Consider the following 21,157-nt stretch of genomic DNA (forward strand, 5'->3'; position numbering starts at 1 on the left):
GGACGAACATGGCCGCACCCATCGGCAACCCATTGACCCAACTGCCCTGGCCGCAGGCCTGGGGCGACGGTTACCTGGTGCTCGATCCGCTAAATCACGATCCCACCCTCGCGGATCTGTCTGCCCTGACGCTACATCAGTGCTTGCCCGCCGGCATCGGCGACAACGCACACCTGATGCCCGCCGTGGTAGAGCTGGCCACCGTGTCGCCGGCAGACCGGCAGATGCTATTGAACGTGGCCCAGGATGAAGCCGCGCGTGGAGATCCGCCCCTCATCTGCGCGTGGCTGCAGAGCGTCGCCCCTGTCCAGGAAGTCAGCAGCCATCTGGCGTCCTGCCTCACCGGTACCGACCATGCCGGCGGACACGCGCTGTGGCGCTTCTACGACCCTCGCGTATTTGCGCACATGACGTGGCTGCTGCGTCCCGTCCAACTCCATGCGCTCCTTGGCCCGAGCGAGTCGTGGGGCTTCGCCTGGGCGGGCGATTGGTACCAGTTCGCCAGACCGACGCTGGCGGAGGCACCGCCGACGTTGCCGCGACCCTGGTGGCCAGACGCCAGGCAGTGGCCCACCGTCGAGCAAACCGCCGATATTGCGCAGGTCCTGACACGCATTGCCGGGCGCAACAAGCCGTCCCTGGCACAGGCCCGCACAGTGGACCGCGCCTTGCGGCACGCCGACGAAGTGCTGCATCTGACCCTGCCGGCGGATCGCCGTCACTACGCCACACACGTCGCGGCGTTTGGGCAGCCGTTCGAAGACCAACCGAAACTGCAGGCCGCATGGCCCGCCGTGGCCGCAGGCGAAATGACGCTGCGCCAGGCACTGGGATCGCTGTCCAGCGACGACTGGGAACTCATGAAAATCATGGCGCAGCACGCCAGGCAAATCTCATCGGAACGCCACCATGGTCATGTATAAGGTTGACAGCACGCTGGAATGTTCATCCAAACCGGTGAAGGCGTGCAATTTTTGCCATCATGCGCCCGGCTTGGCCGTGCTGCCGGTCCGGTACGCCGTCGTCGGACCCGAGGACAAGAACGGGGCGCCGCCGCTCTCAGGGAATTTCAGGATCGAGAACGCCCCTGCCCAGCTCGGCAGCGGGGTGCAGTACATCCTTCGCACGATGCGCCCCGGCTTCCTGTACGTCTTCCATGAAGCCATGCAAATGTGGGATGCCTATGTGGTCATGAAGGGCGGTCACCTGTGGAAGGTCATACCGGAGAATCCTGGCCCAGCCAAAGTCCCGGAGGCGTTCAGTTGCTGTGTTAGTTCGCACCACAGCCTTGAATCCCTGTATTTCACCATTCCCGATCCCGCGCACGCGACGCGTGTCTGGTACGCCTATTCGCATGTGGCCTGGACCAAGGCCCAACTGAACGACAACAAGCACAAAGTCGATGTGCGCAGGGCGCATATGCAATGCCTCGACGTGGCCGCCTGGATGGGCAACCAGAACCAGCCACACGCCGGCCGCGCGACGGAAATCAACAAGCGCGTGGCATCGTTCGCCATGACGCCCGAAGCGCAGCAACAAGCATTCCGGCATCTGAGCGCCACACCACCCGGAACCATTAACCTGGGCGAGATTGCTCCGATTGGCCCCATAAGCGGTTCGATGCTTGCGGATCGGATGGAGATCGTGTCCCCCGGCAAGGCGATGATGCTGGCGTTCAATGATCCGCTCGCAATCACTGAAGACCTGGGCATCCTGACCAATCCCAAGCTGCACGCTAAGGCAAACAACGGCGTCATCTGGGACAAGGCAACAGATCTGTTCCTGGATACGCTCGAAAAGAACATCCGGGCCAACGCCGAGGCGCAGCACACGAAAGAGGCGGAGGCCGCGGCGGCCGAGGCTGAGCGCATGAAGACCACGCCGGATGGATTTCCGGCTTACGAACTCATGTCGGTTCTGTTTAATGGAAAAGCGACGGCCGAGCGATGGAAGCGCGAAGATGCGGAGCGTGAAGCCACGCGACTTGCCCGCAAGAAAGCCGCCAGTGACGCCGCCTGGAAACCCTACGAAGACGAACTCACGCCAGGCAAGCGCCACCAGGACCTGAGTCCCAGACTGAAGGCCCTCAACGAGGACGTGCTGGCACCCATTGCGACCTCGCTCGCACAGTGGCTCATGAGTCCTCAGCTTGCTTCCTACATGCAATACCGGCATGACAAGATGGACCTGCCGCACGGCTATGTCTACAACGAATCCCTGACGCGCTGCCTGGAGAACGCGCTCGACACCGTGGAATGCCGTCGGGTCATCCAGCGTTGGTTCAACGAGGCGAATCCGGAGAACCACAGCAATCTGCTTGCGCGCGCCCTGTTGCTGGACCACAAGCCCATCATCGACACGGTGCCGGACCCGACCGACCAGGGCTATGCCGCCATCTTCGGCATCCTGAAGAGCGGTCTCGACAAGATGGACTCCATGGCAAAGGGCCTCACTCTTCCCGAAGCCCTAGCGAAGATGGGCCTGGTACCGCGCCTGACCTGGATACTGGCCGACCAGATCATCCCGACCCTTGCAAACAGCTTCAGTTCGGCATCGGCCAGGCTCGCCTTGTACGGGATGAGCCTGCTAGGCGGCGTGCGCCTGATCGCCCCGACGGCCAGCGTCATGCAAATCCGCGCGGTCGTGCTGAACGATCTCTCCACAGTGAATCCGGAGTTGTACAAGCAACTGGACCGCACCCGACGGCGCGAGGACGCCGTGGCACTCGGACGCGCGGCCAAGCGCATGGCTCAAACCGCCAGATTGGTGTGGTTCAAGACAGAGGACCTGGAGCGCATTCCGGAACTGAGCGCCCTCAAACTGCGTACCGCCAATGACGTGCCTGGGGTGCGGCAAGTCAAGGCGGTCCTGGGTTCACGCTTCGTGAATGTCGGGGCGGTCGCCTGCATCCTGCAGGGACTGGCACTCTATCACGCCACGCAATCGTTCCGCGCAGCGGGCGAGTTCGACGAACCCGAAAGAGGAATCAAGCTGGTCGGCGGCCTGGTGTCCATGGCCGGGACCCTTGCCGAGCAGACTGGCGTCGTGCTGGAGAAGGCGCCGACGCACGTAATTGTCCGGCGCATCATGCGCTCGCCGCCGAAGGCGGAATGGCTGGAAATGGGCAAGAAGCTGGCTGTCAGAGGGCGTTGGATTGGTTTTGCCGGGGCTGCAGTTGGGGTGGGATGGGATGCGTACCATGCCTACGATGAAGGCATGAGGGGAAACCGGACAGTCTCAATACTATATTTTGGCTCTGCGATGTCCGGAGGCGCAGCAGCCGTCCTCCCGCTGGCGACTGAAGAATTCCTGGCCTTCCTCGTTGGCGTGCCTAGCTGGCCGTTCCTAGTCGTGTTGCTCGCGGTGAACATCGGCATCCTGATACTAGACGACCCGGCGACGCTCAAGTGGGCCAAGCGTTGCCGTTTCAGCAAGGGACCCGCCAGCGAACGCTACACCAGCCTGGAGACCGAGTCGTTCGAGTTCGTGCAACTGGGCCTCAAGGACGTCAAATAGGACTCTTCGATGAAATTCCCGACCAAGGATGAACGCACGCCTTTCTACTTCCGCCAACAGGGCAAACCGCTGGGCAAGTGGGAGCAAGAACACCGGCTCCATGTCGGCCAGCCTGCCAGCGAGCATGTGCTGGAGAGCGGCAATGTCTACCGCATTGATTCGACCTGCCTGGAGATCACCGATGAGTCGCAGGCTCGGATGCAGAACGTTGGTCTGCTTTGGATTATCTGTTCAGCATTTGCGTCGTTTTCTCTCTTTTACGGATTATTGCTTGCAACTAGCCCATTCAGAGACTCTGAGGAAATGATGGCGAAGAACGGGTATTGGTTCGGTACGATCGTCGGCATATTACTTGGCTTTAGTTCTGCAGGCTTCTTCGGTCTGCTTGCCTTCGATCCGATGCGTCGCAACATGTTCACGCTGAAGCGCCGCCCCATCCGCCTGAACCGGAAGACCCGTCGTATCTATGCCATTCGCACCAAGGACCCGGGCGGCATCTGGGAAGTGCCATGGAACCATGACGAATTCTTCTGTGTGGGCCATCGGCGCATGGGCGGCTTGTCACGCGCCTATGACATGTACGACATCCGCCATTACCAGCTCGACGCGAGTGGCAACGTCGTCCGCGCATTCGTGCTCGGCCAGTTCGTCTTCACCCTGGAAGAAGCCTACGCGCAGTGGGAATACTACCGCCGCTACATGCAGGACGGGCCGGCTGGGCTGCCCGAGCCATATCGCTTCTGGGCGCCGCGGGAAACGTTCTGGGAAGGCTACAAGATCTGCAGAGGGGGTAAATTCTCCGGAGCGTTCTTCACCTTGACCGACGTCATCTTTGCACCGTTCGCACTGCTGGATGCGATCGCCCGCTGGCTCGTGCTCGTCACGTGCAGTGATCCCGTGTGGCCGCCGGAGATCGAGGCGGCGTGCAAGCCCATGCCCAATGACCCGTACGCGCGCCCGTACGCCGACGACTACATCGGCGTGCCGAGCGGCCCGGATGCCAGGCCTTCCCGCGAGGATCTGGCGCGAATGCTCGACCAGCAGCAGGAGCGACGCAAGCGTGGCGCGCTGACCCGCGCGGAAGCGGAAGCCCTGCTTCGAAGCACTACGGAACAGACCACATGACCGCCACTTCGCCGCTACCAGCGCCTCACGTTATCTTGATAGAGCAACCTTCCAAGGTACCGGGCAAGCGCGGAATGGAAGGCTTCACGGGAACAAGACGGTCCTGACTGCCTACCTGTCGCCGATCGACCTGCTGTTGGACTCAATGCGGGGCAGCGCCCCCAATCAAGCCTTCAAGTTTCCATCCCTTGACCGGCTGCCCGCAGCCCGCGTGAAGCAAACCTTCCCGACCGGCGTGGAGTTGGACATTGCCTGCGGCTTTCTCGCCCGCGACGGACAGCTCCTGCTCAGCCCAAGCGGCAAGTGGCGGCGCAACGTCTTGGTGCATGACGTGCGCGCGCCATTGCGGATGGGAATTCTTATGCCTGAATACACCACCGATGGCCGACGCGCGATCAGCCGTCTCTTTGAGGGCGCAGGTCTCTTTGCCTGGCAGGACACACTGCAGTCGCTAGCCAGGATCTGGAAGGGCGACCGCATGAAGCACGCAATAGACAGCGCGCTGGCAACCGCAAGTACGGTAGTGCATTCGGCTGGCCAGGTCGTGAACCAGATCGCCGTATTCGATCCGGAGGCGGAACAATGGCATTTTGTCCCTTGCCAGACGATGGACGATGTGCCGGAGAACAATCACCCACATGGAGGCGGCGACAGCGCCACGGTAGGCTGACGTTGATTCGGAGCGTCTCGGCCAGACGACACGTTGTTCAATTCAGCCTTTCCTTGAGGCCATGTAATTTGAGACCCTCACCTCACCATGCAGACCGGCGAAATATCAAGGAAGTCGCGCCGGCACGGTATCCCGTGCCGGCGCCATTCACTTGCCGCAGCCCTACTTCAACTGCTGCGCAAACTCATCCAGCTGCGTAATGCAGATGCCCCAGCCTTCATAGAACCCCAGCTCCTCATGCTGCTTGCGCGTGGCCTCGTCCGGATGCATCACGCGCGCAATGTAGCGGGTGCCGTCACCCTCGTCGGCCATGGTGATGACCGCGGTCATCGACAGCCACGGCTTGTTGGGCCGGTACCCGGCCACCAGGGCCGAGGTGGAGACGATCTTCTCCATCGGCACGATCTCGAGGAAGCATCCCGGGTTGTCGCTGACGCCGCCGTCCGGGCCTTTCATGAGGGTATGGAAGGCGCCGCCGGGGCGCATGTCGAAGGCCAGGACCTCGGTGGTCCAGGGTTTGGGGCACCACCATTCCTTGAGCAGCTTGGGATCGCTCCATGCACGCCAGACCTTGGCACGCGGGGCCTTGAGCAGGCGCGAGATGACCAGGTCCTGGCTTTCAGGGCTGGCGGCGTTTTCATTCGGCATCTGACTGTTCCTCCTGATGAAGGGCTTCGACAAGAGCGGCCAGGCGGTCGGTACGGGCCTCCCACATGGCGCGCTGGTCGGCCAGCCATTGCTGCGCGTCTGACAGCGGTTGCGGTACCAGTTCGCAAGTGCGCACGCGCCCCGTCTTGCGCGAGCGGATCAGGCCGCTGCGCTCCAGCACCTGCAGGTGCTTCATGAACGAGGGCAGTGCCATCGTGAACGGTGCCGCCAGCGCCGAGACCGTTTCCGGCCCGCGGCCGAGCACGCTGACGATGGCGCGGCGGGTCGGGTCCGCCAGCGCGTAGAACACGTCGGAAAGCGGGGAAATATCGACAGCCTGGGACACGTCAGCAAACTCGGCACAATGGTTAGCCATGGGGCTAAGTATAGGGAGGCAAGCGGAAACTGCAAGCGCGAAATGCAAGACGCCCCGGCATCAGCCGGGGCGTCTTGTGATCGGGGAAGCGGGGCGCAGGCTATTGCTGCCGCACGTACGCCGCCAGCGCCTTGACCTCATCCGCCTTCAAGCCGGCAAACGGCGGCATCGGCACCGATCCCCATTTGCCGCTGCTGCCGCCGCGGATGCTGGCTTCCAGCTTGGCCTGTGCCTGCGCATCGCCCTTATAGCGGGTGGCGACTTCGTGATAAGCCGGGCCGACCACCTTCTGCGTCACGCTGTGGCAGCTCAGGCAGGCGTTCCTGGCCAGCAGGCCCTGCACGTCCACCGCGGCGGCGGCAGGCGCCGAGGCGGCCGCGGGTGTGGCCGGCGCGGGCTTGCCCGCCTTCTGCGCGATCGCCACGATCTCCGGGTCCTTGATCCTGGCGGAGCCGTAGGCCACCGCGAGGTAGGCGCCGAGCTGCTCGACCTCGCCATCGTCGATCGGCGCACCATAGGCCTGCTGCATTTTCTTCATCTCGGCGGTCCACTGCGTCAGGCTCAGGCCGGGCGGCTGGTAGGAGACGTAGTCGGCCGAATGGCAGATCGCGCATTTCTGCATGGCGATGCCGTAGCCGGGCAGCTTGGCCGGTTTGAGCTTGACGTTCTCCGCCGGCAGCTTGATGTCCTGGGGGGCCGCGGACGCGCTGCCCGCGCCCAGCAGGGCGAGCGCGAGCAGCACTGGGGTGATGGATCGATGCATGGTGCGCTCCTCAGGCGATGGTGACCGGCGTGGATTCAATGACGTTGCGGCGATAGCCGGCCGGGTTCCAGTTGGCCTTGGCGGGCTGCACCTCGCCCTGGACGCTGGTGGCGCGCACCATCAGCACCGCCGGGCCCTTGCGCGCGAACTTCACCGGCAGTTGCCAGGCGCGGAACGAGAAGCGCCCCAGGTCCTGGCCCAGCGTCGCGGCCTGCCAGCTCTGCCCGCCGTCCACCGAGACCTCGACGCCGCGGATGCCAGAGCCGCCATCGAAGGCAATGCCTTTCAGCTCCACCGTGCGCCCGGCGGGCAGCACGCCGCCGGCGCCCACGCTGGTGATGAAGCTGCGTACCGCCAGCGTCGAGATCGGTCGCGTCTTGCTGGCGGGGGTGCCCGGCGCCACGCATTGGCAGTCGTTATCCGGTACGCGATAGCCCTTGGTCATGAAGAACGCATCATGGCCTTCGAACGGGTGGTCCAGCACCTCGATCTCGGACAGGTGTTTGATCCAGTAGGTGCCGAAGTAGCCCGGCACCACCAGCTTGACGGGGTAGCCGTTGAGCAGCGGCAGGTCTTCGCCGTTCATGCCCCAGGCCAGCATCGGCTCGCCGTTCATGGCATGGGCGATATCGAGCGACTTGCGGAAGTCCGGCGTGCTCGGCAACACCGGCGTATCCATCCCGTTGAACGTGACCACCTTGGCGCCGGCCTTGACGCCTGCGTGCTCCAGCACCTTGCGCAGCGGCACGCCGGTCCAGCGCGCATTGCCCATTGCGCCGTTGGCAAGTTGGGCACCGAACACGCGCGGCTCGGAGAAGCCGCGGCTGTTGCCTGAACACTGGTTCACGGCGACGATGTCCACCGGATCGGCCAGCCGCTTCAGTTCATCGAGCGACAGCTTCAGCGGCTTGTTGACGTGGCCGCCGACCGTCAGGCGGAAGGTGGCAAGGTCTACAGACAGCGGAATGTTGGCCAGGTGGTAGCGCACGAAGAAGGCGTCGTTGGCGGTGATCGGCCCCTCGTTGAACGCAGAGAAGGGCGTCTCAAGGTGTGGCGGCCGGGTGCTGACGCGCACCAGCGGGCGCTTGCCCGGATAGCGCACCAGCGGGCGGGGGCCGTCGGCCAGCGTGACGCCGTCGCTGATGCGCGCGGCCAGTGCGCCGAGCGGGGTGGCGCCGAGGGCGAGCAGGCCCGCGCCCTGGACGATGCGGCGCCGGGCCGGCAGCGGCTGGGCGGGGTCGGCAGATTCCGCCGGACTGTTCTTGTCTCGCATGGGGCGTCTCCTTCAGGGGCTTGTTGTGTCTCGCAAGGCGCTATGGCGGGTACTTTGAGGCCGCGGCATCAACTTGTGAAACGTGTTTTGCTGCTAGCACTTATCGATTGAATCGATATAGGGGAAGACCACGGGCGTTCCGCCGAGAAACCGCTTGCATCGCGAATTCCATTTCCCTACACTTACCAAAACGTTTTTGTTGGCGGAAATCGATAATATCCGAGGCGAATTGCGCACAGACGCAGCAAGTGGCTTGCGAGCCACCGGCACAAACGCTCACACACCAAACGAGGAGCAAAGCATGTCCCACCCCGCCCCCGCGCCGGTGGATGAACGGCTGCCATGGCGGCGCCTGTTTGTCTTCGGGCTTCAACACGTACTGGTCATGGCCGCGTCGCCGATCGCGTCCGTCTTCCTGATGAGCAAGGCGCTGAACTTCCCGCCCGCGCTGGCGGTGCAGCTGCTGAGCGCCACCTTTGTGATCTGCGGCCTCGGCACGCTGTTGCAGTCGCTGGGCAAGCGCGGCATCGGTGCCCGGCTGCCGTTCGTGATGCTGCCCGGCGGCGCCCCGATCGTGCTGTTTATCCTGATCGCGCAGCAGACCGACGTGCAGACCGCTGCCGGCGCGGTGATCCTGACCGGCGTGTTCTACTTCTGCGTGCTGCCGGTGTTCCGGCGCTGTCTGCGCTATTTCCCGCCGGTGGTGGTGGGGACGATGCTGCTGCTGGTGGCGATCAACCTGGCGCAGGTATCCGGCAAGCTGGTTGCCGGCCACCCGGCCGCGGGCAGCACGGTGGACCCGCTCAACCTGCTGCTGGCGTTCGCCACCATTGCCTGCACCGTGGCGGCATCGCGCCTGCTGTCGGGCATGCTGGCGCAGCTGGCGATCCTGCTGGGGCTGCTGGGCGGTGCGCTGGTGGCCGGGCTGGCCGGCGCGTTCCAGCCTGGCCATGTGTCGATGTCGCCCGTGTTCGCGTTGCCCACGCCGTTCCCGTTCGGGTGGCCGCATTTCGATGTGGTGGCGGCAATCCCGCTGATGGTGTTCGCCGTGATCTCGATGGTGGAGGCCACCGGCCAGACGCTGGCGATCAGCGATGCCGTGGGCCGGCCGGTTGACCAGCAGCGCGACGTGCCGCGCACCATCCGCGCCGATGCGCTGACTTCGCTGCTGGGCGGGATGTTCGGCACCTCGCTGATCATCACCAGCGGCGAGAACATCGGCATCGTGCGTGCCACCGGCGTGCGCTCGCGCTTCGTCACGGCGATGTCGGGCGCGATCCTGGTGGTGTTCGGGCTGCTGGTGCCGGTGTCGTCGCTGATCAGCGCGATTCCCGAGGCCGTGGTCGGCGGCACCGGGCTGGTGGTGTTCTGCATCGTCGGCACCATGGGCATCGACATGCTGCGCAAGGTGGACCTGCGCGACCACGCCAATATGTACGTGGTGGCCGTGGCGCTGGCCGTGGGCCTGCTGCCGATCCTGGTGCCCGGCATCTATGGCGGCCTGCCGGCCAATGTGCGCATCCTGGTGGGCAATGGCGTGGCCATGGGTGCCATTACCGCGGCGCTGCTCAACTTCCTGTTTTTCCATACGGGCCTGCGAGCCGCGGCAGCGGGCGCGGTTGCCCGCGACGATGCCGCCGCCACGCATTGACCCGGCTTCCTGAATTGCAATGACTGATCGTTCTGACTCGACGCCGGCCTGGCCCGGCGATACCAACCCGGCCCTGGTGCCGGACAGCTTCAGGCAGCCGCGCATCCTGCTGCCGGAATGGACCTTGCTGCGCCAGGGCGCGGTACGCGGCCACGCGGTGGTGGTGGAGGGCGGCCGCTTCACGGCAGTGGGCACGGCCGCGGAAGTCGCCGCGCGCTTCCCCGAGCTGGAAACCCTGCCGCTGCCGCGCATGCTGCTGATGCCCGGCATGATCGACACGCACCACCACCTGACGCAGTCGTTCGGCAAGTCGCTGGTGTTCGGCGAACCATCGGAGATCTTCCGGCGCGTGTGGGTGCCGCTGGAAGGCAGCCTGAAGGCGGAGCACCTGTACCTGTCGTCCAAGCTGGCGGCGCTGGAAGCGCTGCGCGGCGGCTTCACCACCGTGGTCGATGCCGGCACGCGCAGCGACGCCGGGCTGGATGCGGTCGCGCGCGCGGTCGCCGATGCCGGCGTGCGCTGCGTGCTGGGCCTGATCTGCAACGACAAGCCCGGCGCCGAAACGCTCGACGCCGCGCCGATCCTGCGCCGCGCCGCCGCCCACCTGGACAAGTACGCCAGCGATCCGCTGGTGGCCCCGTCGCTGGCGATCTCGATTCCCGAGGTGGCCTCCGACGCGATGCTGCACCACGTCTACCAGTTGTGCGCCGAGTCCGGCCGCATCTTCCAGACCCATGCCAACGAGCACCTGGTGGCGGTGGAGCGCTCGCTCAACGCCTGCGGGCGCCGTCCGATCGAACATCTCGCCGCAGTCGGCGCACTGGGTCCGGCGGCACTGCTGGCGCATGCCACGCTGGTGACGCCGCAAGAGATCCGCTTGCTGGCCGACACCGGCAGCGCGGTGGCTTACAACCCCGTGGCCAGCGCCTGGAAGGGCAACGCCGTGGCACCGGCCGAGACCATGGCTACCTTCGGCGTGCGCCTGGGCCTGGGCACCGATGGCACCCGCAGCGACGGCTTCCGCCTGCTGGACTATGCCGAGGCCGCCCAGCGCTTCGCCTTCGGCATCGGCGTGGGCGATTCCTCCTGCGGCGCGGGCTGGCGCTGGGTCGACATGGCCACGCACGATGCGGCCGATGTGGCGGGTCTCGGTGCGCTCACCGGCGAGATCGCCGCAGGCAAGCGCGCCGACTTCCTGCTGGTCGACCTGGACGTGCCTGAGCTGACGCCGTCCTGGGACCTGACCTGGGAACTGGTGCGCCTGGCCAACCGCGACCAGATCCGCGCGGTCTTTGTCGATGGCAGCCTGCGCCTGTGGCAGGGCTGGCCCACGGACTGGGACGCACGCGCGCTGATGCGGGCGATCCACGCCATGGCCGAGGACACCGTCGCCAACGCCCCGATCCGCAAGCTGCATGAAGCCGCGGACGTGCACCGAGTCCGCCATGCCGGCACGGAGGCATCCTGACCATGGACATGACGTTGTTCAGCGTCGGCGTGGCGGTCTTTACCGGCGCGCTGGTCCAGGGTGCGACCGGCATGGGCTTCGCGCTGATCGTGGTGCCGGTGCTGGCGCTGGCCGCGCCGGCAATGCTGCCCGGCGCGCTGCTGCTGGCGATGCTGCCGCTCAACGCCTATGTGGCCTGGCGCGAACGCCATGCCATCGATATGCGCGGGGCCGGCTGGATCAGCGCCGGGCGGCTGGCCGGCACCTTCGGCGGGCTGTGGGTGCTGGTGGCGATGCCGATGGCATGGCTCAACGCGCTGGTCGGCGGCAGCACCATTGCCGCAGCGGTGGTGTCATTGCTGGCGCCGGCCTTTACGCCGGGGCGGCTGACCTTTGCCTCGACCGGCCTGATCACCGGCGTGACCGAGACCGCAACCGGTGTCGGCGGCCCGCCGCTGGCGCTGGCCTACCAGCATGCGCCGGTCGCGACGCTGCGCGCCACCGTGGCGCTGTGCTTCCTGGTCGGTGAAGCGATCTCGCTGGTGGTGCTGGCGCTGAGCGACCGGCTCGGCATGGAGCAGGTGCTCTATGCCATCGGGCTGCTGCCGGTGCTGATGGTCGGCATGGTGGCCAGCCACCTGGTGCACAAGCGCATCAACCAGCGCATGCTGCGCATCGGCGTGCTGGTGTTTGCGCTGGTTTCCGGTGCGGTGGTGCTGCTGCGCGGTTAGTGTCCTAGACGCCTGGCGTGGACGATGCCCGCACCACCAGTTCGGGCGCGGGCCCGGTGATCACGTCGCGGCTGCGGTCGCCGGACAGATGTGCGAACAGCAGCTCCACGGCCAGCGATGCCACGCGCTCCAGGTGCAGGTTGACCGCGGTGATCGGCGGCTGCGCGCTGCGGGCGCGGATGCCGTCATAGCGCGTCACCACCAGCACATCGTCGGGCACGTGCTTGCCCAGCGCTTGCAGGTGGGCCATGGCGCCCACCGCAAACGCATCCACCGGCGCGCACAGCGCATCGAGCGCCGGCATCTGCGCCAGCAATTGCGCGCAGGCGTCGGCGCCCGCGGCTTCGCCGTGTTCCTCGGCTGCCTTGACGATATGGCAGGGCAGGCCCATTGCCTGCGTGAACTCGCGGTAAGCGCGTTCGGTTTCCACATACGACTGCCGCGGCGCCGCGCCGATCATCAGGCCGATATGCCGGCGCCCGTGCCCGTGCAAGTGCTCCAGCAGCAGCCGGGCGGTGTCGGCCGATTGCAGGTCGACGCAAGGCACCGGCGTGTCGGTCAGCGGCTCGCGTCCGATCGACACGATGCTGACGCCGCGCTCGCGCAGCCGCGCGATATGCGGGTCGCCCGCAATCGGCTCGATCACGATCGCGCCGTCGATATCCAATGTATCGAGCAGGCCCCCCGCGCCTTCCAGCGGTGGCACCAGCACCACGCCCAGGCCGCGCCCCATTGCCGCCTCGGCGGCAATCGCCGCCACTTCCATCATGAAGCCGAGCCGCGATGTGCCGCCCGCCACCGCGAATGGCATCGACGACAACAGCGCGATGCAGTTGGCGCGGCCCGACTGCAGCCGCTGCGCGCGCACGCTGGGACGGTAGCCCAGCTCGGCGGCAACGCGCTTGACGCGCGCACGCGTGGCCGGGTCCAGCACGCCACGGTCGTTCAGCGCGTGCGACACCGTGGTCAGCGACACGCCGGCGGCGCGGGCGACGTCATGGATGGTGATGCGGCGAGGGCGGTCTGGCGTGGATTCGGTCATGCGGGACACGGGCGATGGTTCAGGGCGGAGCATACAACAGCGCGCGGCAAGGGGCAGGCTCAGCGGCGCGCGTTGGCACCGCCAGCTTCGGACGACAGCGCTTTCCAGTGTTCGCGCGTGAACCGATAGAGCACCTCCAGCGCCGGCGACAGCGAGCGCGCCGCCATGCGTGCAATGCCATAGCGGCCGCAGCGGCGCGGATCGGGCGGCATCGGCACTTCGGCCATCAGCCCCGCGGCGCGCTCCTGCCGCGTGATCGAGAGTACGCCGAACAACAGCGTATCGCTGGCCAGCGTCACGCTGCGCAGCATGTCGAGGTTGTCGCAATGCAGGGTGAAGAGCTTGTCCGGCGCGGCGCCCGGCCCCCATAGCTCCGCCAGTTGCCGGCTGATGACGGTGCTGAGCGTGGTGGTTGCCACCGGGTAGGCGCGGATGGTCTCGATATCGATGCGGCGCTTGCGCAGGATCGGATGCCCGGCGCGGCATACAAGACCTGCGGGCAATTCACCCAGTGGCTCCACGTCAATGTCGTCGGCCGCACGCAGCACATAGGCATCGCCGACGATGGCGTCGATGGTCTCGTTGCGCAGGGCCTCCAGCAGGGCGCTGGTGGCGCCGCTCTCGGTGCGCACCTTGACGCGCGCGTGGGCCTGCGCCATGTGGATCAGGAACGGCGTCAGCAGCAGCGCCGCCGGCGCGGGCGCCACCCCGATCGTCAGCGAGCCCTCCTCGGCGCCGCGCACCAGGTCCAGGTCGCGCCGCAACTGGCGTTCTTCCAGCCGCATGCGGCGCGCGCGTTCGGCCACCAGCTCGCCGAACACCGTCAGGCGCGCGCGCCGCGCGCCGCGGTCAAAGAGCGGCGCCTTGAGTTCGTCTTCCAGCGCGCGGATGCTGCGGCTCAGCGCCGGCTGGGTCAGGTGCACGGCACGGGCCGCTTCGGAGAACGTGCCGTGCTCGACCACGGCGAGCAGATGCAGAAGTTTCTGTGTGTCCATGCGGAAAACCATGCGCGTTGGTTATGGGAGCGGTTCAACATTTGCATTTGAATCATACCCCCGCGCTCCCTATGATGACCGGAACACAAGAGCGGGCCGGTGACAGCACACACGGCGTCCGCCATCCACCGTCCATCGGAAATCGGAGAGACATCATGCTCAAGCTGTTTATCGGCCTAGGCCTGCCGTTTATCGGCGTCATCGGAATGCTGCCCTGGGTGGCGGCTGTCGAGCGCTTCGTGCTCGGCGTGCCCTTCATCTACGCCTGGATCTTTGCCTGGTTCGTGCTGACCTCCGGCTGCATGCTGGCGTGCTGGCTGCTGTTCGACCGCCACGCCGCCGACGCGGCGCATGAAGCCTGAAGGGAGACCACCATGACCACAGCGGTATTCGTCGGCTTCATTGTCTTCTCGCTCTACCTCGCCATCCGCTCGAAGAAAGGCCACGGCGCGCAGAGCGTGCATGACTTCTTCGTGGCGTCGCGGCAGTTCGGCGCCTACCTGGTGTTCTTCCTCGCGGCGGGCGAGATCTACAGCATCGGCACGATGGTGGGCTTTCCCGGTGGCATCTACGCCAAGGGACCGACCTACGGGGTCTGGTTCCTCGGCTACATCCTGCTGGCGTATCCGCTCGGCTATTTCCTCGGGCCCAAGATCTGGCAGGCGGGCGCGCGCTATAACGCGATCACGCTGCCAGACCTGTTCAAGGGCCACTATGGCAGCCGTGCGCTGGAGCTGATCGTGGCGGGCTCGGCGATCCTGTTCCTGCTGCCCTGGGGCCAGCTGCAGTTCACCGGGCTGGTGGCGGCGCTCAAGGGGCTGGGCTGGGAGTTCGAGCCGGTGTACCTGGTGATGATCTCGGCGGCGCTGGCCTTTACCTACATTGCCATCTCCGGCGTGCGCGCATCGGCCTATATCGCCATCCTCAAGGACATCCTGATGGTGGTGGCGATCGTCGTCACCGGCGTTGCGGTTGGCTGGAAGGCGGGCGTGGGCGAAGTGTTCCATGCCGCCAGCATGCAGGTCAGCAACCAGATGAATGACACCCAGCTGCGCTTCTCGATGAGCACCATGCTGTTCCAGGCGCTGGGCTTTTACGTGATGCCGTTCGCGGTGCAGAACTTCTTCACGGCCAAGAGCGCCAACACCATCCGGCGCACGCAGGTGGCGATGCCGCTGTACATGCTGATGTATCCGTTCCTGGTGCTGGCGTCGTACTACGCGATCAGCCAGAACCTGCAGCTCGCCTCCCCCAACGAGGCCTTCTTCGCGGCCGCGGTGCGGCTGTTGCCGGACTGGCTGCTCGGACTGGTGACCGCCGGCGCGGCGCTGTCGGGACTGCTGGTGCTGGCCGGCATCTGCCTGGCGATCGGCCCCATCGTCACGCGCAACCTGCTGCCGGGCATGCCCGAGGCGCGCCAGAAGCAGGGCGCCAAGGTGGTGATCGTGATCTACCTGGTGCTGTCGATCGCCATGACACTGGCCACGCCGAACCTGATGCTGACGCTGATCAATACCACCTACTACGGCGTGACGCAGTTCTTCCCTGGCGTGCTGGTGATCCTGTTCTCGCTGAAGGTGCGTCCGCTGGCGATTGCGCTCGGCATCGTCACCGGCCAGGCACTGGCGATCGCGCTGTATGTGCAGCAGGTCGACTTCGGCGGCATCAACCTCGGGCTGGTCAGCCTGGGCGTCAACCTGCTGGTGACCGCGCTGGTGAACTACACGCCCCGACTGGCCCGCGTGCAGGCGGCGTGAATGACCGGAATCATGCAATCCATGACACAAGACGACACGGCGCGCACGCAGGTATTCGTGGCGCGCAAGATCCTCACGATGGAAGCCGGCCAGCCCGAGGCGACACATGTCGCGGTGCGCGACGGCAGGATCCTTGCCGTGGGCGGCGCCGCCGAGATGGCCGGCTGGCCGGATGCGGTGCAGGTCGACACCTTCCGTGGCAACGTGCTGATGCCCGGGCTGGTGGAAGGCCATTGCCACCTGATGGAAGGCGCGATGTGGGATGCGGTTTACGTCGGCTACTTCGACCGCCGCGATCCGGACGGCAAGCTGTGGCGCGGCCTGCGCACGCTGGAGCAGGTGATCGATCGCCTGGCGGGCGCGGCAAGCCAGATGCATGACCCGGACACACCGCTGCTGGCCTGGGGCTTCGACCCGATCTATTTCGGCGCCAGCCGGCTGTCGGTGCGCGAGCTGGATCGTGTGTCGGCCACGCGGCCCATCGTGGTGATGCATGCCAGCGTGCATCTGATGAACGTCAATTCCGCGATGCTGGCGCGGGCCGGCATCGACGAGGACACCGATATCGACGGCGTGCACAAGGACGCGCGGGGCTTGCCCACCGGCGAGCTGCAGGAATTCGCGGCGATGTTCCCGGTGCAGCGCGTGCTTGGCAGCGGCCTGTCGCTGGCGGCGGCCGAGAATGCCGACGCGGTGCGCCGCTTCGGCCGCGTGGCGCAACTGGCGGGCGTGACCACGGCGACGGATCTGGTCAACGACCTGTCGCCCAAGGGGCTGGAGACGCTGCAGGCGGTCACTGCCGACCCCGGCTTCCCGCTGCGCATCGTTCCGGCGTTCTCGCCGCAGCGCAATGCGCAGGGCGGCCCCGCCCGCGTGCAGGCCGCGGCGGCGGCCGGCACCGACAAGCTGCACTTCGGTCCGGTCAAGTTCATCGTCGACGGCTCGATCCAGGGCTTTACCGCGCGCTTGCGCGCGCCGGGGTATGCCGGGGGCCAGGCCAATGGCTTGTGGCTGATCCCGCCCGAGCAACTGCTCGACGCCTTCACGCCATTCCACCTGGCCGGCCTGCCGCTGCATATCCACACCAATGGCGACGAGGCGACGCAAGTGGTGCTGGACGTGCTGGAAGCCATGCTGTCGCGCCATCCGCGCGCGGACCATCGCCATACGCTGCAGCACTGCCAGCTGGCGGACGAGGCACAGCTGGCGCACGCGGCGCGGCTGGGCCTGTGCATCAACTTCTTCTCCAACCACCTGTACTACTGGGGCGATGCGCATGCCGGCCAGACCGTGGGACCGGCGTGGGCCGCGCGCATGAACCCGGCGGGCACGGCGCGGCGGCTGGGGATTCCGTTCGCGATCCATTCCGATGCGCCGATCACACCGCTGAACCCGCTCTTTACGGCGTGGTGCGCGGTGCAGCGCCAGACCGCTTCCGGCCGCGTGCTGGGCGAAGCTGAGCGCCTGCCGGCCGCCGACGCGCTGTATGCCATCACCATGGGTGCGGCCTATACGCTGAAGCTCGATCACCGCATCGGCAGCATCGCGCCCGGCAAGCTGGCAGACTTTGCCGTGCTGGAAGATGACCCGACCGAGGTGGCTCCAGAGCGCCTGAAGGATGTGCGCGTCTGGGGCACGGTGCTGGGCGGGCGCGTGTTCGCGGCGCCGGCACGATGAACGCGCGGGCTCCGGTCCCGCTGGCGGTGGTCGGCGGGTACCTTGGCGCCGGCAAGACCACCTTGCTCAACCGCCTGCTGGCCAACGCGCAGGGGCGCCGCATCGCGGTGCTGGTCAACGATTTCGGCGAGATCAATATCGATGCCGCGCTGATCCGCACGCGCAGCGACGACGTGATCCAGCTGGAGAACGGCTGCATCTGCTGCTCGATTGGCGGCCGGCTGGCCGAGGCGCTGGTGGCCATCGCAGCGCGGGAGCAGCGGCCGGACTTGCTGGTGATCGAGGCCAGCGGCGTCTCGGACCCGCAGCGCATTGCTCAGGTCGGCTTGCTGGATCGGGCCTTTGTGCTCAATGCCGTGGCGGTGGCCGTGGACGTGACCGAGGTCGGCCACAACCTGCACGATCCGCTGGTGGGCGACATGGTGCGGCAACAGATCGCGGGGGCCTCGGTAGTGGTGCTGACCAAGGCAGACCTTGCCGATGCGGATGCGCTGGCAATGGCTGCCGCCACGGTCGACGCCATCGCGCCGCATGCCGCGGTGCTGACCGCATGCGAGGGCGAGGTGCCCTTGTCGGTCTTTGTCGACGCCGCCCCGCCGGAACCACATGCCGATGCCGTGCTGCAGGCGGGCGGGCACTGGCGGCGAGCCGTCGGCACCGTGCCCGCCGGCATCCGCAGCATTTCATACCAGACCGGCCGCGGCTTCGACAAGGCGCTGCTGCGGCAGGCGCTGAAGGCGCTGCCGGTGCGGCTGCTGCGCGCGAAGGGCATGGTCAGGCTGGCAGCCGATCCGCGCCTGCACGAACTGCATGTGGTCGCGGGCCGCATGCGGCTGAGTCCGATGGCGCAAGGCGATGCGGCAGGGTCTGCAATGGTCCTGATCGGTGCCTTCGGTGCGGAGGAGGAGAGGCGTATCCGCGCCTGCCTCGATCTGGCGCTCGCCTGAGCGGGCGCGCGAACGGCGTCGCTGCGGCGCCGCTCAGGTGTGGAATTCTTCCGGTTCCGCATGCGCCGGCCTTCCTTCCCAGCCGCCACGCTCGAACTCCGCAATCACCTGCGCCCCAAACAGCAGCAAGGTCGCCGCGATCTCCAGGCTCAGCAGCACCACGATCGCCGTGGTCAGCGAACCATAGACCCGGCTCACTTGCGACAGCGTGGTGAAGTACCACGCCAGCACATGGCGGGAGATTTCCCACAGCACGGCCGCAACCAACGCGCCGCTCAGCGCATGCCGCAGCGACAGCCTGCCAACCGGCATCACCATGTAGATCGAGGTCAGCATCAGCACCTCGCCAATGAAGCCGAGCAGGTAGAGCAGGCCGGTCGAGAGCCGGTCCAGCGACCAGTCGCGGCCCAGCACTTCCACATGCCGTTCGCCGATGGCGAGCAGGCCGCCTGACACCACCGTGACCAGCAGCAGGCCCACGCTAAGTACCGCGATATAGCAGTAGGGCAGCAGCGCCGAGACCAGGAAATGCCGGCGCCGGATCGCCACGCGGTGCTCGAAGATGACCGACATGGCATTCTCCAGCACGGTGAAGGCGAGCGAACTGAAGAACAGCATGGTGACCAGCAGCACCCAGCCGATCGTGCCACGGTTGCGCAGGAAGGCGGCAAGCTCGGTGATCAGCGCCCTGGACTGCCCCGGCACCACCCACTCCAGGTAGCGCGCGAGCGTGGACAACAGCAGGTCTGGTTCGATCACGTGCGACAGGGCAATGATCATCAGGATCAGCAGCGGCACGATCGACAGCAGCGCGTAGTAGGCCACCGCGCCGGCCAGCAGCAGCCCCTGGTTGGCGCGGAACTGCCTGAGCGTGTGCCAGGCAAAGCGCCCCGGATGGCGGAGCAGGTCACGGACGCGGGCGTCGGGAAGCTGCATGGCAGACATCGGAGAGGAAGGGGTTTCGCCATTATGCGGCTTCGATGCCTGACATTCCACCGGGTTATGGCTCTATTCCGAATGCATCATTGTGGTCGGAATCCGCTTCCTCCAAGATGGCGCCCGCGGCCTGCACCATGCGGGCTTGCACCTCATGCATACAAGGCGGCGCACCGTGCGTGCAACCGCCTGGACAGGAATGGAGACAGCATGCAAGCGCAAACAGTGTCGCGCAGGACGGGATTCGGACGCAGTCGGGTGTGGCTGGCCGTGGCGCTGCTGGTGGCGCCCATGAGCGTTGCGCTGGCGCAGGGCACCGGCCAGCCTTTGGCCGTTGCCGAGGACGAGGTCATGCAGGGCTTTCCGCCGCCGCCCGACAAGCAGGTCAGCCGCGGCAGCGGGCTGCGTCCGCCGTATATGCGCTGGGCGTTCCGGCATGCGCGCGAGATGTCGCCGACGGCGGGCATCCGGCATGCCAGCCAGCCGCTGGCCCTGGCCGGCCAGCCCGGCACGGAACTGGACGGCACCACCTTTGCCGTGGCCGGCAAGACGGTCCGACTGGCCGACTACCTGCGCGACACCCATACCGACGGCTTTATTGTGCTGCACCAGGGCAAGGTCGTCTATGAGCGCTACCTCGCGGGCTTTGGTCCTTACCAGCCGCATATCTGGGCCTCGATGACCAAGTCCGTCACCGGGCTGCTGGCCGCCATGCTGGTCGAGGAGGGCAAGCTCGATCCGCAGGCCCGGCTGGCGCAGTATGTGCCGGAACTGGCCGGCAATCCGTTCGGCGAGGCCACGGTACAGCAGAACCTGGATATGGAGGTGCCGGTGGGCTACCCGGAGGGGCTGCCGCCGGACCTGGCGCTGTTCGGGGCGGTGGGGATCGTGCCGCGCAAGGCGGAGGCGCCGGACACCATCTATGACTTCCTCAAGGTCGTCCACGCCACCGGCGGGCGCGACGATGGCGGCGTCTGGTACTACCAGAACGGCTCGCCGGAAGCGGTAGCATGGGCGCTGCGGCGCATCACCGGCAAGAGCTGGGCGCAACTGGTGACCGAGCGGCTGTGGGCCCGCTTTGCCGACGATGATGCCTACACCCAGGTGGACCGCCAGGGCACGGAAATGGCCAGCGGTGGCATGAATTCCACGCTGCGCGACGCCGCCCGCTTTGCCGAGGCCGTGCGCCGGGCGGCCGCGGGCGACGCCTCGGGCGGGATCTCGCCGGCGGCGGTTCGCATTGCGCTGCAGCCGGCCGGCAACCAGGTCCGATTTGCGCGCGGCAACACCATGCCGGGCCGCGACGGCTATGGCTACCGCAACTACTGGTTCCAGCGCAACGACGGCGACGGCAGCATCGAGGCCAGCGGGCGCTTCGGACAGAAGATCTATATCAATCCGGCCAGGGGGCTGACGGTGGTGAAGTTCTCCGCCAGCCCGGACGGCGCCGCGCGTGCGACCAGCGCAGCCGCGGTGCGCAAGCGCGACGATCCGGCCCGGGCGCTGGAATCCGCCGAGGCCATGGTGGCCGCGGCGCTCGCGATCCAGCGCGCGGTCAGCCGCTGAGCCACGCCGGCAGCGGCCGGCAGAGTCTCCCGATCTG

At 66.6% G+C, this 21,157-nt stretch carries 19 protein-coding genes; 12 read left to right on the top strand and 7 right to left on the bottom strand.

Translation table 11 applies throughout. The features are described 5' to 3' along the window. Window positions 1-8: 8 nt before the first annotated feature. From AC3WQZ_RS26105 to AC3WQZ_RS26120, 4 genes are all read left to right on the top strand, one after another. A complete protein-coding gene (locus AC3WQZ_RS26105) occupies window positions 9-923 on the top strand; it encodes a DUF4123 domain-containing protein (protein WP_058698734.1) in 915 nt (304 codons plus the stop codon). Further along, window positions 910-3,516 (top strand): T6SS effector BTH_I2691 family protein, encoded by a 2,607-nt coding sequence (locus AC3WQZ_RS26110; RefSeq protein ID WP_492293899.1) that lies wholly within the window; start codon window positions 910-912, stop codon window positions 3,514-3,516. The genes AC3WQZ_RS26105 and AC3WQZ_RS26110 overlap by 14 nt, the downstream gene beginning before the upstream one ends. 9 nt (window positions 3,517-3,525) lie before the next feature. Continuing rightward, window positions 3,526-4,641, top strand: coding sequence for a DUF6708 domain-containing protein (locus AC3WQZ_RS26115; protein ID WP_492301507.1), 1,116 nt, complete (start codon window positions 3,526-3,528; stop codon window positions 4,639-4,641). 211 nt (window positions 4,642-4,852) lie between these two features. Continuing rightward, a complete protein-coding gene (locus tag AC3WQZ_RS26120; RefSeq protein WP_492301509.1) occupies window positions 4,853-5,311 on the top strand; it encodes a hypothetical protein in 459 nt (152 codons plus the stop codon). Between the two features lie 162 nt (window positions 5,312-5,473). On the opposite strand, the gene AC3WQZ_RS26125 is transcribed toward AC3WQZ_RS26120, so the two are convergent. The 4 genes from AC3WQZ_RS26125 to sorA all read right to left on the bottom strand — a co-directional run bounded on the left by AC3WQZ_RS26125 (window position 5,474) and on the right by sorA (window position 8,371). Then, window positions 5,474-5,959, bottom strand: a complete 486-nt coding sequence (locus AC3WQZ_RS26125; RefSeq protein WP_010813386.1) for an SRPBCC family protein — start codon at window positions 5,957-5,959, stop codon at window positions 5,474-5,476. Next, on the bottom strand, window positions 5,949-6,335 hold the full coding sequence (locus AC3WQZ_RS26130; protein ID WP_051398556.1) for an ArsR/SmtB family transcription factor: 387 nt from the start codon (window positions 6,333-6,335) through the stop codon (window positions 5,949-5,951). Before AC3WQZ_RS26130 ends, AC3WQZ_RS26125 begins: the two co-directional genes overlap by 11 nt. Before the next feature lie 100 nt (window positions 6,336-6,435). After that, window positions 6,436-7,098 carry a SorB family sulfite dehydrogenase c-type cytochrome subunit gene (sorB, locus tag AC3WQZ_RS26135; protein WP_010813388.1) on the bottom strand — a complete coding sequence of 221 codons (663 nt, stop codon included), beginning with the start codon at window positions 7,096-7,098 and terminating at the stop codon, window positions 6,436-6,438. Between the two features lie 10 nt (window positions 7,099-7,108). Continuing rightward, window positions 7,109-8,371 carry a SorA family sulfite dehydrogenase catalytic subunit gene (gene sorA / locus AC3WQZ_RS26140; protein ID WP_010813389.1) on the bottom strand — a complete coding sequence of 421 codons (1,263 nt, stop codon included), beginning with the start codon at window positions 8,369-8,371 and terminating at the stop codon, window positions 7,109-7,111. A 301-nt stretch (window positions 8,372-8,672) separates the two neighbouring features. On the opposite strand from sorA, the gene AC3WQZ_RS26145 reads away from it, so the two are divergent. The 3 genes from AC3WQZ_RS26145 to AC3WQZ_RS26155 are packed head-to-tail and all read left to right on the top strand — an operon-like array spanning window position 8,673 to window position 12,200. Further along, window positions 8,673-10,022, top strand: a complete 1,350-nt coding sequence (locus tag AC3WQZ_RS26145) for a uracil-xanthine permease family protein (RefSeq protein WP_010813390.1) — start codon at window positions 8,673-8,675, stop codon at window positions 10,020-10,022. A gap of 19 nt (window positions 10,023-10,041) precedes the next feature. After that, window positions 10,042-11,490: an amidohydrolase family protein gene (locus tag AC3WQZ_RS26150; RefSeq protein ID WP_439669813.1), complete on the top strand. Its 1,449-nt coding sequence runs from the start codon at window positions 10,042-10,044 to the stop codon at window positions 11,488-11,490. Window positions 11,491-11,492: 2 nt separating this feature from the next. Then, window positions 11,493-12,200, top strand: a complete 708-nt coding sequence (locus tag AC3WQZ_RS26155) for a sulfite exporter TauE/SafE family protein (RefSeq protein ID WP_010813392.1) — start codon at window positions 11,493-11,495, stop codon at window positions 12,198-12,200. A 4-nt stretch (window positions 12,201-12,204) separates the two neighbouring features. Here AC3WQZ_RS26155 and AC3WQZ_RS26160 read toward each other — a convergent pair whose 3' ends face one another. Beyond that, window positions 12,205-13,242: a LacI family DNA-binding transcriptional regulator gene (locus AC3WQZ_RS26160; protein WP_492301511.1), complete on the bottom strand. Its 1,038-nt coding sequence runs from the start codon at window positions 13,240-13,242 to the stop codon at window positions 12,205-12,207. Between the two features lie 59 nt (window positions 13,243-13,301). Continuing rightward, a complete protein-coding gene (locus AC3WQZ_RS26165; RefSeq protein WP_037023897.1) occupies window positions 13,302-14,237 on the bottom strand; it encodes a LysR family transcriptional regulator in 936 nt (311 codons plus the stop codon). Between the two features lie 155 nt (window positions 14,238-14,392). On the opposite strand from AC3WQZ_RS26165, the gene AC3WQZ_RS26170 reads away from it, so the two are divergent. Genes AC3WQZ_RS26170 through AC3WQZ_RS26185 form a run of 4 tightly spaced genes read left to right on the top strand, consistent with a single transcriptional unit; the run spans window position 14,393 to window position 18,618 of the window. After that, the gene (locus AC3WQZ_RS26170) at window positions 14,393-14,599 is read left to right on the top strand and encodes a DUF3311 domain-containing protein (protein ID WP_010813395.1); all 207 of its coding nucleotides are present in this window, start codon (window positions 14,393-14,395) and stop codon (window positions 14,597-14,599) included. Window positions 14,600-14,611: 12 nt separating this feature from the next. Then, on the top strand, window positions 14,612-15,994 hold the full coding sequence (locus AC3WQZ_RS26175; protein WP_011616852.1) for a sodium:solute symporter family protein: 1,383 nt from the start codon (window positions 14,612-14,614) through the stop codon (window positions 15,992-15,994). Window positions 15,995-16,006: 12 nt separating this feature from the next. After that, window positions 16,007-17,671: an amidohydrolase gene (locus AC3WQZ_RS26180; protein ID WP_492301512.1), complete on the top strand. Its 1,665-nt coding sequence runs from the start codon at window positions 16,007-16,009 to the stop codon at window positions 17,669-17,671. Next, window positions 17,668-18,618, top strand: coding sequence for a CobW family GTP-binding protein (locus AC3WQZ_RS26185; protein WP_439669816.1), 951 nt, complete (start codon window positions 17,668-17,670; stop codon window positions 18,616-18,618). Before AC3WQZ_RS26180 ends, AC3WQZ_RS26185 begins: the two co-directional genes overlap by 4 nt. 33 nt (window positions 18,619-18,651) lie before the next feature. Here the strand turns inward: AC3WQZ_RS26185 and AC3WQZ_RS26190 are convergent, their stop codons facing one another. Next, the gene (locus tag AC3WQZ_RS26190) at window positions 18,652-19,563 is read right to left on the bottom strand and encodes a YihY/virulence factor BrkB family protein (protein WP_011616855.1); all 912 of its coding nucleotides are present in this window, start codon (window positions 19,561-19,563) and stop codon (window positions 18,652-18,654) included. Between the two features lie 201 nt (window positions 19,564-19,764). On the opposite strand from AC3WQZ_RS26190, the gene AC3WQZ_RS26195 reads away from it, so the two are divergent. Next, complete coding sequence (locus AC3WQZ_RS26195) at window positions 19,765-21,120, top strand: serine hydrolase domain-containing protein (RefSeq protein ID WP_492293888.1); 1,356 nt, start codon at window positions 19,765-19,767, stop codon at window positions 21,118-21,120. The last annotated feature ends 37 nt before the right edge of the window (window positions 21,121-21,157 follow it).

The sequence above is a fragment of the Cupriavidus sp. FW305-26 genome, assembly GCF_058787975.1.

Excerpts from the sequence above, each read along its gene's own strand:
- AC3WQZ_RS26105 (WP_058698734.1), top strand. The coding sequence starts at position 9 with ATGGCCGCACCCATCGGCAACCCATTGACCCAACTGCCCTGGCCGCAG.
- AC3WQZ_RS26110 (WP_492293899.1), top strand. The coding sequence starts at position 910 with ATGGTCATGTATAAGGTTGACAGCACGCTGGAATGTTCATCCAAACCG.
- AC3WQZ_RS26115 (WP_492301507.1), top strand. The coding sequence starts at position 3,526 with ATGAAATTCCCGACCAAGGATGAACGCACGCCTTTCTACTTCCGCCAA.
- AC3WQZ_RS26125 (WP_010813386.1), bottom strand. The coding sequence starts at position 5,959 with ATGCCGAATGAAAACGCCGCCAGCCCTGAAAGCCAGGACCTGGTCATC.
- AC3WQZ_RS26130 (WP_051398556.1), bottom strand. The coding sequence starts at position 6,335 with ATGGCTAACCATTGTGCCGAGTTTGCTGACGTGTCCCAGGCTGTCGAT.
- sorB (WP_010813388.1), bottom strand. The coding sequence starts at position 7,098 with ATGCATCGATCCATCACCCCAGTGCTGCTCGCGCTCGCCCTGCTGGGC.
- sorA (WP_010813389.1), bottom strand. The coding sequence starts at position 8,371 with ATGCGAGACAAGAACAGTCCGGCGGAATCTGCCGACCCCGCCCAGCCG.
- AC3WQZ_RS26145 (WP_010813390.1), top strand. The coding sequence starts at position 8,673 with ATGTCCCACCCCGCCCCCGCGCCGGTGGATGAACGGCTGCCATGGCGG.
- AC3WQZ_RS26150 (WP_439669813.1), top strand. The coding sequence starts at position 10,042 with ATGACTGATCGTTCTGACTCGACGCCGGCCTGGCCCGGCGATACCAAC.
- AC3WQZ_RS26155 (WP_010813392.1), top strand. The coding sequence starts at position 11,493 with ATGGACATGACGTTGTTCAGCGTCGGCGTGGCGGTCTTTACCGGCGCG.
- AC3WQZ_RS26160 (WP_492301511.1), bottom strand. The coding sequence starts at position 13,242 with ATGACCGAATCCACGCCAGACCGCCCTCGCCGCATCACCATCCATGAC.
- AC3WQZ_RS26165 (WP_037023897.1), bottom strand. The coding sequence starts at position 14,237 with ATGGACACACAGAAACTTCTGCATCTGCTCGCCGTGGTCGAGCACGGC.
- AC3WQZ_RS26170 (WP_010813395.1), top strand. The coding sequence starts at position 14,393 with ATGCTCAAGCTGTTTATCGGCCTAGGCCTGCCGTTTATCGGCGTCATC.
- AC3WQZ_RS26175 (WP_011616852.1), top strand. The coding sequence starts at position 14,612 with ATGACCACAGCGGTATTCGTCGGCTTCATTGTCTTCTCGCTCTACCTC.
- AC3WQZ_RS26180 (WP_492301512.1), top strand. The coding sequence starts at position 16,007 with ATGCAATCCATGACACAAGACGACACGGCGCGCACGCAGGTATTCGTG.
- AC3WQZ_RS26185 (WP_439669816.1), top strand. The coding sequence starts at position 17,668 with ATGAACGCGCGGGCTCCGGTCCCGCTGGCGGTGGTCGGCGGGTACCTT.
- AC3WQZ_RS26190 (WP_011616855.1), bottom strand. The coding sequence starts at position 19,563 with ATGTCTGCCATGCAGCTTCCCGACGCCCGCGTCCGTGACCTGCTCCGC.
- AC3WQZ_RS26195 (WP_492293888.1), top strand. The coding sequence starts at position 19,765 with ATGCAAGCGCAAACAGTGTCGCGCAGGACGGGATTCGGACGCAGTCGG.